Source organism: uncultured Eudoraea sp., assembly GCF_947258525.1.
Taxonomy (GTDB): domain Bacteria; phylum Bacteroidota; class Bacteroidia; order Flavobacteriales; family Flavobacteriaceae; genus Eudoraea.
Genome location: NZ_CAMYIP010000157.1, coordinates 13,955 through 27,453 on the forward strand (window position 1 = coordinate 13,955; position 13,499 = coordinate 27,453).

The window sequence follows — 13,499 nt, forward strand, 5'->3', positions numbered from 1 at the left end:
AAAAAAAATGGATTTAGGTCATCTTAAGGCGTTTCGCCATATAATTAAGTGAGAATCCCTCTCCTGATCTTTATTGGATCCGTTTCACTAAAATCCTATATATATTCCGGTAAGTATAGCCAATACACCTGCTGCAAAACATAGCAGTAAGGGTTTCCAAACAAATTTTAGCCATTGATCAAACGAAATACCCGCCACGGCCAGAATGGCCATTAATGCACCATTGGTAGGAACCAGCATGTCCATATTTACCGCTCCATACTGATATGCCAGTACACAGACCTGGCGAGATACACCAACAAGATCCGATAGTGGGATCAGTACGGGCATCGTCATCAATGCCTGAGCGGAATAACTCATAATTGGAAAGTGAAGCAGTGCCTGGCTGCCCATCATTCCCAGGGCAGACAAACTGGGCGGAAGGCCTTCCATCGGTCTGAACGCCATATGAATTACAGTATCGAGAATCTGCCCCTTTTCAAGGAGAAGCGGGATGCAACTCGCAAGCCCCAGAATAAGTACCGCATAGGTCATTTCTTTCATACCTTCCACATACATAAAACCTGTACGGTTAATCCCCAAGCGTGCCAGTAGTCCAGTTAGTATACCCAATAAAAAAAAGCAGGCCGAAATCTCATTAAAACCCCAATCCAGAAGGAGTAATCCATAGGTAACTACACCAAAGGTTAGGCCTACCAGTAGTAATATCAGAATACTCCTCACAGAAATAGTTTCTCCAGGTGCATTCATCGGTTTTTTGTCTTCAGGATTTGCCCTGGCATACAGCCAAAGGAAAAGTATGTAAGCGACTAATGCAATAATCAAAAACACAACTCTGAATTCCAGACCTGAAAGCAATGGTAAATCGGCTTCCTTTTGTGCCAGTACAACTGCAAAAGGATTCATCGGGCTAAAAGCAGAGCCTAAGACCGCAGCACCGAAGCTCATTCCTATGGCTACAAAAGCATTATAGCCGAGGGATCGGCTAAAAGCGATTAACAATGGGGTTAATGCGATAAATTCTTCCTGCATCCCAATGGTGGCACCACCAGTGGCAAAAATAACTGATACCAACACCAGGGCAATCCAATCACGTCCTTTCAGTTGGTCTACAACCCATTGCAATCCCTGCCCCATGGCCCCGGTTTTTTCCACGATGTAGAAGCAGCCGCCGAGCAGAAAAATCAGCACGATTAGGTCTGCCCTGCTGATAAGGCCCTCGGGTATTATGAGTAAGAGGTCAAAAAAATCGAGCGCTTCCCCGTCGATCTGTTGGTAGGAACCGTTCACTACGGTCGTTTTGCCGCTAACCTGGTCGGTTATACGTGTATAGCTGCCCATCGGAATCACAAAAGTAGCCCCGAATGTCAGGCAGATGATGCCGAGCATAAGGGTAAATGCATTTGGAAGATTTTTCATGAATGGTATGGTGTGTTGGTTTTAAGAAGTTGAATGGATGGTTTGGTCATGATTAAAAGTAGGCAAAATTAAATCTTCACTTAATCAATCTTCAAATAAACTCCTCGGCTACGCTTTGCCTTTTACATCAGCTAAAAACCCATGCCTGAAGCATGGGTTTTTAGAGCTTAACTTTAATACTGGAGTCGAACTAATCATACCATAAACTGCCGTTGCTGAGATCTTCCCTTCTTTCATACATATTTCCAAAACCTTCCAGACTCCGGCCTCCGTCCGGATTTCCGCTGCTGGTGATGGTTTGTTTCATAAAATGATCACTTATCAGTGTATATTTAATAAATGGCCCCCCACCGATATATCTGGTTGGGTCGTCCAGCAGATTTCCATTACCGCCGTCGTCCTGAAGATTCTCAAGGGTTATACTGCAATCAGTATTTACTATATAGTCTCCTCTCTTGCCCGCAACTGAATTGCTTTCGGAATATCCTGGTGTATTTGAACAGTAATCACTGGTAGAAGGATCGAGATTTTGTGAATATACCTGCCCGGCAATATTGACTTCAGAATCATCTATAAAGGTCATAAATATCAACGGGCGCATAAAGATAATTTCGTAATCTAAGGGTCTGTTATCACTGGTATTCGTACAGACGCTACCTGGTGAACTTATCCCGTCAATACAACACCCAAAGGTTGTACCGGGTTGGATATGCGGATACATCGGCGCGCTAAAAAATGGAGGATTTTCTTGATTATAGGATATCCATTCCCAAAAAGTGTTTTCAAGATCGAGATTGCAATCACTTCCGCTTCCGTATCCCTCTTCAAGCGGCTTTTCAATTTTCACAGGAATTTCAAATCTATCCACTATATTTCCCTCTTCGTCGAGAGGTGAGATCGTCAATGGAAAAGTCACCGGTAAAACCCAGTTGCTCGAGACGAACTTAAAATAGAGTATACCGATCTCGTCGGTTTCTTCTTCTTCACGCAGGGTGGTTTCAATATACGAACTGGCACCGGGGACAAACACCCTGACCCCAAAATTTAGTATTGTATTCTCCGGCTTTAGAATTTTTATGCGTTTAACTATACCGGGCGTCCAAAAAATTGTATCTGAATCTATTTTCAGATCTATTGGACTTATAGCTGTGCCTTTACTCGAAAACTTGGATTCGGGCGGGGAGCCACTCACCACCTTCATATTATCGAAAATGAGACTGGCTGTTGCTTTATCGGGGTCCACAGATTGAACCTCCGGGCTTTCGGGGATATCGGAACTATCAGGTTCTTCCTGCATATCATCGTCTTTCTTACATGAGACAAATAGAACAGAGATTACCAGAAACAAGAGCGGGAAATTTCGAATTTTACAGATTAACTTTTTCATGATACTAATTTTAAGTTATATCTAAAGTTAAATCTGTAAAAATTCAGCTACCACCATTATTTAGTAAGTGGTAAGCAAGCAGCTATAAGTGGGAAAATAGGTTTATTAAGCGGTATCAGATTTTTTTTAAGGCCTGCATTAAATTGTCTTTTTTTCTGCGCGACACATCCAAATGACGGCGGCCGCTGACCATAACATATCCGCCTTCGCCTTTCACATATTTAGTAACATGAGCTAAATTCACCAGGGTCGAATGGTGTATTCTGCAAAAGTCCGATTCGGGCAATATATTTTCAAACTCCTTTAAAGTTTTTGCAACGGTTAGTTTTTTGTCGTCAGCTAAATGTAAAATGGTATAATTTCCATCGGCTTCGCAATAGACAATATCCGCTGTTTTTTGAAGGATGATTTCATTCTCGGAAGGGATCGCCAAGCGTCGTTGATTTTCCGAATTGTACTTTACATTGCTCAATAAGGATTTAAAATGAGCCGTTTTATTTTTTTGTTTTTCTTTTATCTTCAGAACGGCCTCAACCAGTTCATCTACATCTACAGGTTTTAACAAATAATCTAAGGCACTAAATTTTATCGCTTTGATGGCATATTTATCAAAGGCAGTGGTAAAAATGACTTCAAAATTTATGGTCTCAAACCTTTCCAATAGATCAAAACCTGACAATCTCGGCATTTGCACATCCAGAAAAACAAGTTCAGGACGTAGGGCATTAATTTTTTCAATTCCAATTTCCGGAGTCTCGCACAGGGCCATAATTTGAACTTTCGGACAGGATTTTTCAATAGTAAGTTTTAATCCTTCCCTGGCATCCTCTTCATCATCGATTATAATGGCCTTGATCATAGACTATAAAATTAAGATATCGGTATGAGAATATTTACCCGGGTACCTATTGCATTGTTGTTTTGGTCTTTTAAATCGATAATACTGATAACTTCTTTAATCTTTTCCTGGGTTAACAGTTTAAGCCTTTCGCTGGTAATCTTGATTCCCATGGATTTCTTTTTATGCTTACTGTCTTTTTTTAGTTCCATCGATGCTTTTCTGCCGATACCGCTATCGGTGATGCTGCATTGAAGATAGTCTTCATTTTCTTTGATTTTTATTTCAATTAGACCAGCCTCATCCTTTGGGAGCAAACCATGCCAGATAGCATTTTCCACAAATGGCTGTAGTATCATGGAAGGGATAAGGATCGATTCACTTTCCAGATTTTCATCGAGGTGGATTGAATATTTGATTTTTCCCTTGAATCGGATGATTTCCAATTCAATGTAGGCTTTAAGCATTTCCAACTCATCTTGTAATGATACATCCTGATGCTCTGAATTCTCGAGCATTAGCCTAATAAGTTTTGAAAATTTAGTCAGGTACCTGCTCGCATTATCATGATCTTCGCTTAAGATCATTTTGTTAATGGAGTTCATACAATTAAATAAAAAATGCGGATTCATCTGTGCTCGCAAAGCCTTCATTTCTAAAGTACCCAACTGTTCTCTAAAATTCGAAATTTTAATTTCCTCATCTTTTGCATTTATGGCTTTCTGGTTTTTTAATTTCTGCCGAAGAATATAAATAAGCATTCCTGCCAGAAGCAAAATAAGTATGGCACTAATCAGAATTGCCTTTTTAACTATATCCTGCCGTTGAGCCTCCTTTTCCCTTAGTTCATTTTCCTTTTTAAGCAGTTCTATTTCCTGATCTTTCTGCGCCGATTGGTATTTGGTCTCAATTTCAACCAGTTGTTTATTTTTCTCAGAATTAAACAAAGAATCCTTGATCTCAGTATATAGCTTCAGGTATTTAAAAGCTTCGCTGGAATTATTTTCAAACTCATAGAGATCGACCATAGATTTATAATTATCCAGGAGTAGAGGCTTGACATTCATTTCTTCCGCTAGCATCAGACTTTTAGTGATATAGCTTTTGGATTTATCTGTATTTCCCAACGCCAGATAGGTCTTTCCAACATGATACTGACTCAAAGCTTTGTCTTTTTTAGAAGGGAGAGTATTCCGTATTTCGAGTGCTTTCTTATGAAATTGCAAGGCCTTTATGTGGTCGTCTGTCTTGTTATTTAAGTTTCCCAAATTCTCATTAATAAAAGCGATACCATAAAGGTCATCCGCTTTTTTGGCGTAGACCATCGCTTCAACCAGATAAGCCTCTGCCTGGTTAAAGTTGTTTATCTCAGCATAGGTATTCCCCAGGCTCATTAAACTCTGCCATGTCCCGCTCAGATCGTTGATTCTGGTATTTAGCGAAACAGATGCTTCATACGATGCAATTGCTTCTTGATGCTTATCCATTTTTCGCTGAATATGACCAATTGACTGTACAGTAAAGGCCATACCCTTCGTATAATTGTCACTTTTATGGATATTGTATATACGGTATTGGGCATCCAGACTTTTTTTATAATCCCCTAAATGCCCTTGCATAACCGCAAATTGAAAGAGTCCTGATGCCATTCTTGAACTATCCCCTTTATGTTGATAATAAGAAACATATTTTTCGATATGATCAATACCCTGATAATAATTACCCTTAAACCGATTGATCACTCCATAATAGAAGTGCGATAATGCCACGCCTTCTCCATAGTTGATTTGATTAGAGAGACTGTAGATGGTATCGGCATACATTGTGGCCGTATCCAACTTTTTACGGGTAGTAGCATACGCCCAGCTTAAATCCTTATATGCCTTAATTCTTATGGTGTCAGAAGGAGCTTGTTGTACCACCAGCTTCAGGCTATCAATAAGTTTGCGGTCCTGTGCAATACAATCATTGGGAGATACAAGAGATAAGATGACAAAGAAAAACGGGACCAAAACTGTTTTCATAGTTTCAATTTATGGCAAGTGAAGCTCATTTCAAATGAAATAAATACCCATCATCAGGATTATTCCCTCGTCAAGCCAGAATCAATAAAACAAATAAACCCGATTCTTTTAAGCTAAAATGATCAGATGGCAGATTATTGAGAGCAAATGGCGCTGTTTCATGAGTAAGTGGCCGAATATTCCAGTTACAATGAAATACCTGTATTCAACAGTCGCTCATTGGTCTCACAAATATGCTTTACCTTCTACGACAAGATTAGTTTGGCCTGCGAAAAAACAATTTATTCATTAGTTCGCACCCGCACCGGATATTCCGGACGTTTCGGATACTTTGTAGGATTGTTCTTCAGTTCCTCCAAGATTACCTCAATCGCTTTTTCCAGCTGAGGATCTTTCCCTGCGATTACTTCCTTAGGCCATTGTTCCACCTCGATATCTGGTGCCACCCCTTCGTTTTCAATCCTAAAACCTTCTTCATTATAGAAGGCTACATTAGGCGCAGTAATGCTGCCCCCGTCTATATATTCAGGATATCCCAGGATTCCTACCAGTCCTCCCCAGGTGGTTTTACCAACAATTTTCCCCAGCCCGTATTTCCGGAACATCCAGGGAAGATAGTCGCCCCCCGATCCGGCGGTTTCGTCGATGATCATCACTTTGGGACCCAATATAGATCCACTTGGGGCATTGAGGTCTTTGCCATAACGGAAATTCCAACTCGACTGATATGGCCTTCGAAGGATATCGATATAATAGTCGGCTAATTGACCACCGCCATTATAGCGCTCATCGATAATTACCGCCTTTTTATTTACCTGCGGGAAGAAATAGCGTTTAAAATATTCATGCCCTGCTGAAGCCGTATTGGGAACATAAACATAGGCAACCTCACCATTGGTGGCTTCGTCTACCTTTTTAATATTCCCTTCGATCCAGTCTCTGTTCCTCAGGGATCGTTCATCGGCAACGGGAACCACCTTTACCTCCCGGGATCCTTGCCCACTGGAATTAGGCCCAACCTTCAACTTAACGATCTTACCGGCCTTATTCTCAAAAAAGCTAAATAGATTCAAGTCTGCGGTTACTTCCTTCCCGTCTACAGCTAGCAGGTATTCCCCAATTTTTACATTCACCCCTGGCTCCGTTAATGGCGAGCGAAGTTTCGGATTCCAGTTGAGTCCACCAAAGATCTTGGCAAACCGGTATCTATTTTCATTAAGCTCATAATCTGCGCCTAGTAATCCTACGTTTACTTCATCCGGGCTATGTAACTCATCCCCATCACTCAATATAAAGTGATGGCCCACGGCCAATTCACTGCACATCCATTGCAGAACTCTGTAAAGGTCGTTTTTGCAAACCACATCGGGGAGGAATACTTTGTATTTTTCCTTCGCAGCAGTCCAGTCAACCCCATGCATGCCCGGGTCATAAAAATAGTCGCGGTTTACACGCCATGCCTCATGAAAGATGTTCTCCCATTCTTTTACCGGATCGATCTTTACTTCAATCGCACCCATATTTAAACCTCCGTTCTCGGGCTCTTTCCCCACTTCCGCTACGCTCCAATCCTGACCTTTACGTAAAAGCATTTTCTTTCCATCCGAGGAGATCATATACTCATTGGTCTGCAGAATATCCTTTTCTTCACGCTCTTCCAAATCGAACATTTTTAATTGCTGCGGACTCGAATAACCGCTATGAGATTTGAAAGACATATAATAGATCTTGCCTTCTTCCGGACTGGATAGGCTATAGTAAGAACCATAAGATATCGGCAGATCGATAATCCTGTTCTGGATACCTGCCCAATCAATTTTCACATTCGCTTTTGGTTTTTCATCCTCATCTTCCTTTTTGTTCTTCCCTTTTTTATTGTCGGCCGAAGACGAAGTTTCCTCTTTTATTTCTTCCTCATCATTTTCCTTTGCCAGGGGAGATACAAGGTCTTTCTGCAGGGTGATCAAATAGATGGCATTGGTCGATTCCATATCCTGATTCGACTGATCGAACCAATTCACCACGGGACCAGCGTCGGTAGATGCGATCATATAAAGATATTTGCCACTGGGATCGAATTTGGGCTCCCTTACATCCGAAAGTCCGTCGGAGAATGCATATGATTTTTTCTGATCTATAGAATAGGCATAGGCCCGCCTGAAATTGGTCTCGGTGACCACGGTATAGGCTACCCACTTGGAATCGTGCGACCATGAACCGAAGAGATCCCGGTATGCCCCGGGAATATAAAGCTCATCAGATGCTATCTTTTCGATAGCCTTTGAACCGACATCCAATACATAAAGACTTCTGCCATTGTCTACAAAGGCCATTTTCTTGCTATCGGGAGACCAGTGTAAATAAGCATAGAACCCTGTACCTGTAAGGGGTATTTTGTTTACCAATCCGGTTTCGGTGGATTTCAAATGCAATGAATACTCACCGGATGCATCTGAAAAATAAGATATAAACTTTCCGTCAGGGGACCATGTTGGAAACGTTTCATGTACACCGGTAGTGCCTGTAAGATAATCTATGTCGCCTTTTTCTGCAGGAACAGTAACAACATCACCCCTGAAATCGAATAATGCCCGTGCACCTGATGGTGATATGGCGGCACTCCTGATATAGTCGGCGCCGGAGACATACCGACTCCGCATTTCGAGCAAGTCGGTGGCAATACCAATGGTGAGTTTACTGCTTAGCGTACTTGCCGGATCGTATAGATGCAGATACCCTGCCTGTTCATAAACCAGATCGTTTCCGTTGGCCGACAGGCTTAGTATAGGAAAGTCTTCATACTGTGTGAGTTGTCGGGTTTCCCCGCTTGGCATATCGTACACAAAAAGATTGAATTCCCCGTTTCGGTCGCTGCGGAAGTAGATCTTCTGTCCGATCCATTGCGGATGGGCATCATTTCCCCCGGTGACCGGTTTTGGGACCTCTGTTACTTCCTGGCTTGTGGTATCATAAATCCAAATACGCGATTGGGTCCCTCCACGATAATTCTTCCATTGATTAAAAACTTCATAGAGCGGATTATAGGCTATATATTTCCCATCGTCTGAATATGCCGCACGAAATCCATGTGGAATATCCAGTTCTTCAGGTCTGCCACCCTCAACAGATACCGTATATAATTTTGCATGACGGTTGGTGTGGTTGGTCCGCCTGGAATTGAAAAGAATACTTTTGCCATCAGGAGTAAAATCCCTGACAATATCCCAGGAAGGGTGCCAGGTGAGCCTTTTGGGAATCCCACCTGTTGATGGAATTACAAAAACATCTGTATTGCCGTCGTACTCGGCGCTAAAAGCAATTAAAGATCCGTCTGGTGAGAATACAGGATTGGTCTCTACGCCTTCATCTATGGTGAGGCGTCTTGGATTTGAGCCATCCCTGTCAGCGATCCAGAGGTCTTCTGCATAAACAAACGCCACCTTATCGCTACTCACTGCGGGTGAACTCAGTAGCCTGGTGTCCTGGGTGTTTTGTGCGATTAAATAAGTTGGACTTACCAGTGCCCAGGCAATGAGAGTGCTTAAAATGAACTTTGCCATAACGGAATATGATTTCAGATTGTTTTATCCAGCCAAATTCAGTCTGAAACTATATAAGACTGATTTCTGAAGTTGGTATAGTGAATAATTTACTTGATAATATTTGTAAATATGGATGTCTAAGAATCAGATCTTTTCATTATCGATTACTTCTTTGGCCGATTCTCCTTTCAGATACTCATCCAGGAACAACTTGATCTTTCCATAACCCTCAATCTCATTTTCTTTCTTGCGAAAACCATGTCCTTCATCATCAAAAATCACATATTCAACAGGGACGCCATTGGCTTTAACCCCTTCTACGATTTCATCAGATTCTACCTGAAGCACCCGAACGTCATTAGCTCCCTGGAGGACCATAAGCGGCCTCGTTACATTTTTGGTATGGAATAAAGGTGAAATTTCACGGAGTCTTACGGAGTCTTTGGAATAAGGGTCGCCCAATTCATCGTATAGCGCTTTTTTATAGCTTTCCCAATAGGGAGGGATAGAACGCAACGTGCGGATCCAGTTCGTGACCCCGAAGATATTTACACCGAGGTTAAAGGCATCAGGCTCGAAAGCCATGGCGGCCATCACCATGTAACCGCCATAGGACCCGCCTATGATACCCACTTTATCCATATCGATTATACCTGTACTTTCGAAGAAATCCTTCCCAGCCACACAGTCTTTCAGGTCCTTGTCTCCGTGATTCCTGTCGTCCATATGGTTAAATTCCTTTCCGTATCCCGTGCTGCCTCTATTGTTTACGGCGAGGATAGCATACCCCTGGTTGACTAAATATTGTATCAGGGCAAAATAACTTAATCTCGACTGCCCGCCCGGACCGCCATGCACCCATACCAGGCCGGGTACTTTGTTGTCGGCGCTTGCATTTTTGGGCTGATAATAAATGGCCGGGATCTCCAGCCCGTCGAACGATTTATAACGCACTACCTGCCCTTCTACAAGGTCCTCGCCGTTGATCTCAGGATTTAGGGTATCGGTGAGTTTCTTAAGATCTCCCGTTTCAAAATTATATACATATAAATTGCTGGGCGAGGCCGATGTACTTACGGTTAACCTGGCCATTTTCTCGCCTTTTGAGATGTTTACGGAAGTAATACTTCCACCCTCAAAAATTGGTAGCGCCACTTGCTTATCGGTACTCAGATCAAAGATTCGCACCCTTGTCTTGGCGTCTTCGTTGATTCCAATTACCCTATATTTTTCGTTCCAGGATTCGTAGGCATACCACACATCCCAATTGGCCTCAAATATCTTTTCCACTTGACCTGATTCGAGGTTTCGTCGGGCGAGATAGGTGAAATCTGAATTTTCATCGGTGGTGTAGTAAAGAAATTTATTGTCAAGGCTAAAATACTGAGGACTGTACTGAGCATCACCTTCATGAATACTTATATCGCTAACATCACCAGTAGACCTGTCCAGGAGATACATCTTTCCGTCTGCACTGGTTGAAGCCTTGGTAAGCGCCATATATTGTTTGTTTGGAGAAATCTCTCCTGCATCCAGACCTTCATCGTTCTGGTACAACATAACACTGGCTTCAGCACCCTGGTCCATCTCTGAAAGAGATAATTCATATACATCAAAAAACTGCCTGTTTCGTTTATTGGAATTATAAAAAAGGCTTTTCTGATCACGACTCCAGCCGAAAAAACCGTTGCGAACGCTATCCCCGGGGATCAGTGTTTTTGAGCTACCGTTTTCCGAAATATAAAGGCCATAATTTTCATTCCCCCCTTTGTCGAAGGTATACAGTACGCGCTCATCATTGGGAAAATAGGACTGAGCATAATTCGATTCCGTATCTGAGGAAGTAATAGGATTTTTATCACCGTTTTCAATATCGATTTCATAGACATTATAAATACCCGATTCGTTGCTGCTTACGAGTAGTTTACTTTCATCGGGTGAAAAGCTCCCGCCAAAAATATTGATGTTTTTATAGAATTGATCGATAGAATAATTAGCAAACTCTTTTGGCTTTTCTTCTTTACAGGCGACAAGACATAAGAAGAGTAATAACAAAAATGATTTTTTCATGGAGTTCGTTTTTAGTTGATGTGGATTAAAGAAGCGACAATTTAAGAAATAATGTCCGTACCGTGGGAAAATGCTTATAGTATTTGAGCCGTAGGAATGCTTCTTTCGTGGAAATTGATCTGATAACTTTAGGAGTTCCGGACAGTGCCATGATCCTGATCATTTCAAATCGCACTTTTTCTTTATAGTTTGTTGGCAATTGGACGGCTAAATTGGGATATACACATTTGGCCTTTTTTAATTTTTAAATCGAATTATTATGAAAACACTAGTCCAACTTTTATTGTCTTCCCTGACACTGATTTTTCTTTGGTCCTGTTCCTCCGATGATGGAGATGCTATCGTACCTCAGGGCCCGGATTTTAACATCAGTGAATTAGCAGGGACCTGGAATGCCACAGACCTGGTATTCTCTTACTCCGGCGAACCACCAGTACCAGAACCAAGTTCCTACGATTTAATTGCCGAGGGAGGTTCAGCAGTGGCTGTTATACAATCGAGCGGCCGATTTACACTTACAGTTACCCCTCCGGGCCAACCGCCGGAGACCTTTTCTGGACTGATGTATTTTGAAGACGGGGAGTTCTTTGCGATACAATTCGACGACGATCCACCCGATGATCCAACCTATTTTGGAGAGACCCTCGCGGGAAACACTTTTACACTCAATGGCGGCCCCGATACGGCAGAATGGGATTTTGATGACGATGGAGATGATGAACCGGCCAGCGTATTCCTGCGGTTTGTAAAAGCTTAGGTAAGAAGTTAAGGTTTCACGTATCGAATTTATTTTTATTCCAAGTCCGATTAATCGTCTAAGTTGTTGTGCAGAAAAGCCTTTGATTTTAAGGGTATCTGCCGTTTATGTTGGATAAAGGGAGATTTTTGAATTCCTAAGGTTTAATCATTGAGTATTGCCTAAATTGAGCATAGATTAGTGGAAGTTTATAATTCAGCACTTCAATAAATGCTCTCGGAGGAAATCGGATTTGGTGGTAGTTGTCATTGGTGTACAGAAGCCATATTTCAAACGCTTAAAGGCGTAAGTAAGGTTCGGCAGGGATGGATATCTATCAGGGAGGATGAGGCGTTTCACGAAGGAGTTATCGTAGAATTCAGACCGGATCAGATCCCTTTGAAAATACTTATCGAAGTTCATTTGCTAACGCACAGCAGTACTTCGGAGCATAAACTCCGGAAAAGATATCGCTCTGCGATTTATGCTTTTTCCTCAGATCAGCAAGAAGCGGCCAAAAGGATTTTACTAGACCTGCAAAAGCATTTTACCCGACCTTTGATTACCAAAAGCTATCGGTTTAAGGAATTTAAAACCTCCGCTGAGACCTTTCAAAACTATTACCGGAAAAATCCCGATAAACCATTTTGTAAATCGTATATAGATCCGAAACTAAAACTTATTTTTAAGGACTTTTCGACATTCATAAAAAGCTAAATTCAAAACGGCTTAAATATGTTTATCTTGAAGCATTATCTCAAAATGTTTTAAAAATGAATTTTTTCACTATCCCATATGTAAACAGAAAATATACCTGTTTGTTAATTGCAGTTCTTTTCGGTGCAACGGTTTTAAGCGCTCAGCAAAGTCCGGAGCAACGGCTGTTGGAGTTGGGAATTGAGCTCAAAGAGCCGTCGGAGCCGGTAGCCAATTATGTAAATGCGGTTCGTACGGGTAAACTTGTGTTTCTGGCCGGAAAGGGTCCGCGTACTCCGGAAGGTGATCTTATTACAGGTAAACTTGGCAAAGACCTGAGTGTGGAGCAGGGGTATGATGCGGCCAGGGCCGTGGCTATCCTCCAATTGGCGGTCCTGAAATCCGAGTTGGGAGATCTTTCGCGGGTTAAGCGGATCGTAAAAGTACTGGGCATGGTAAACGCGACCGAAGATTTCACCGATCATCCTGAGGTAATCAATGGATTTTCAGACCTGATGGTCGAGGTTTTGGGTGAAAAAGGCAAGCACGCCCGCGCTGCAGTGGGCATGGGATCATTGCCGAGAAATATTGCTGTTGAAATCGAATTGATAGTCGAGGTGGAAGACTGATTCCCTGGAAATATTATTTTGTTTTAGAAGTTGGCAATCCAGGTATAGCCTCAAAAATTGAAAGGCATATCAAGAGAATGAAGAGTAGAATTTATATCGAGAATTTGGTCAAGTATCCTGAGATAGGTGAACGACTTTTTAAAAAGTATTCTTAAATT

The 13,499-nt window shown here is 41.9% G+C and carries 9 protein-coding genes; 3 read left to right on the forward strand and 6 right to left on the reverse strand.

Annotation, left to right across the window (positions count from 1 at the left end):
- Positions 1-87 precede the first annotated feature (87 nt).
- The 6 genes from Q0X89_RS11560 to Q0X89_RS11585 form a co-directional block, all read right to left on the reverse strand.
- Positions 88-1,419, reverse strand: coding sequence for a YfcC family protein (locus Q0X89_RS11560; RefSeq protein ID WP_297694295.1), 1,332 nt, complete (start codon positions 1,417-1,419; stop codon positions 88-90).
- Between the two features lie 190 nt (positions 1,420-1,609).
- The gene (locus Q0X89_RS11565) at positions 1,610-2,806 is read right to left on the reverse strand and encodes a hypothetical protein (protein ID WP_297694297.1); all 1,197 of its coding nucleotides are present in this window, start codon (positions 2,804-2,806) and stop codon (positions 1,610-1,612) included.
- A 115-nt stretch (positions 2,807-2,921) separates the two neighbouring features.
- Complete coding sequence (locus Q0X89_RS11570) at positions 2,922-3,665, reverse strand: LytTR family DNA-binding domain-containing protein (RefSeq protein ID WP_297694299.1); 744 nt, start codon at positions 3,663-3,665, stop codon at positions 2,922-2,924.
- A gap of 11 nt (positions 3,666-3,676) precedes the next feature.
- Positions 3,677-5,668, reverse strand: a complete 1,992-nt coding sequence (locus Q0X89_RS11575) for a histidine kinase (RefSeq protein ID WP_297694301.1) — start codon at positions 5,666-5,668, stop codon at positions 3,677-3,679.
- 281 nt (positions 5,669-5,949) lie between these two features.
- Positions 5,950-9,228 (reverse strand): S41 family peptidase, encoded by a 3,279-nt coding sequence (locus Q0X89_RS11580; protein WP_297694303.1) that lies wholly within the window; start codon positions 9,226-9,228, stop codon positions 5,950-5,952.
- Positions 9,229-9,354: 126 nt separating this feature from the next.
- On the reverse strand, positions 9,355-11,280 hold the full coding sequence (locus Q0X89_RS11585; RefSeq protein WP_297694305.1) for an alpha/beta fold hydrolase: 1,926 nt from the start codon (positions 11,278-11,280) through the stop codon (positions 9,355-9,357).
- 259 nt (positions 11,281-11,539) lie between these two features.
- Between Q0X89_RS11585 and Q0X89_RS11590 the strand changes: the two genes are divergently transcribed.
- The 3 genes from Q0X89_RS11590 (at position 11,540) to Q0X89_RS11600 (ending at position 13,341) form a co-directional block, all read left to right on the forward strand.
- The gene (locus tag Q0X89_RS11590) at positions 11,540-12,037 is read left to right on the forward strand and encodes a hypothetical protein (RefSeq protein ID WP_297694307.1); all 498 of its coding nucleotides are present in this window, start codon (positions 11,540-11,542) and stop codon (positions 12,035-12,037) included.
- Between the two features lie 210 nt (positions 12,038-12,247).
- The gene (locus Q0X89_RS11595; protein ID WP_297694309.1) at positions 12,248-12,733 is read left to right on the forward strand and encodes a peptide-methionine (S)-S-oxide reductase; all 486 of its coding nucleotides are present in this window, start codon (positions 12,248-12,250) and stop codon (positions 12,731-12,733) included.
- Between the two features lie 56 nt (positions 12,734-12,789).
- Positions 12,790-13,341 (forward strand): RidA family protein, encoded by a 552-nt coding sequence (locus Q0X89_RS11600; protein WP_297694311.1) that lies wholly within the window; start codon positions 12,790-12,792, stop codon positions 13,339-13,341.
- Positions 13,342-13,499: the final 158 nt, after the last annotated feature.

Excerpts from the sequence above, each read along its gene's own strand:
- Q0X89_RS11560 (WP_297694295.1), bottom strand. The coding sequence starts at position 1,419 with ATGAAAAATCTTCCAAATGCATTTACCCTTATGCTCGGCATCATCTGC.
- Q0X89_RS11565 (WP_297694297.1), bottom strand. The coding sequence starts at position 2,806 with ATGAAAAAGTTAATCTGTAAAATTCGAAATTTCCCGCTCTTGTTTCTG.
- Q0X89_RS11570 (WP_297694299.1), bottom strand. The coding sequence starts at position 3,665 with ATGATCAAGGCCATTATAATCGATGATGAAGAGGATGCCAGGGAAGGA.
- Q0X89_RS11575 (WP_297694301.1), bottom strand. The coding sequence starts at position 5,668 with ATGAAAACAGTTTTGGTCCCGTTTTTCTTTGTCATCTTATCTCTTGTA.
- Q0X89_RS11580 (WP_297694303.1), bottom strand. The coding sequence starts at position 9,228 with ATGGCAAAGTTCATTTTAAGCACTCTCATTGCCTGGGCACTGGTAAGT.
- Q0X89_RS11585 (WP_297694305.1), bottom strand. The coding sequence starts at position 11,280 with ATGAAAAAATCATTTTTGTTATTACTCTTCTTATGTCTTGTCGCCTGT.
- Q0X89_RS11590 (WP_297694307.1), top strand. The coding sequence starts at position 11,540 with ATGAAAACACTAGTCCAACTTTTATTGTCTTCCCTGACACTGATTTTT.
- Q0X89_RS11595 (WP_297694309.1), top strand. The coding sequence starts at position 12,248 with ATGCTCTCGGAGGAAATCGGATTTGGTGGTAGTTGTCATTGGTGTACA.
- Q0X89_RS11600 (WP_297694311.1), top strand. The coding sequence starts at position 12,790 with ATGAATTTTTTCACTATCCCATATGTAAACAGAAAATATACCTGTTTG.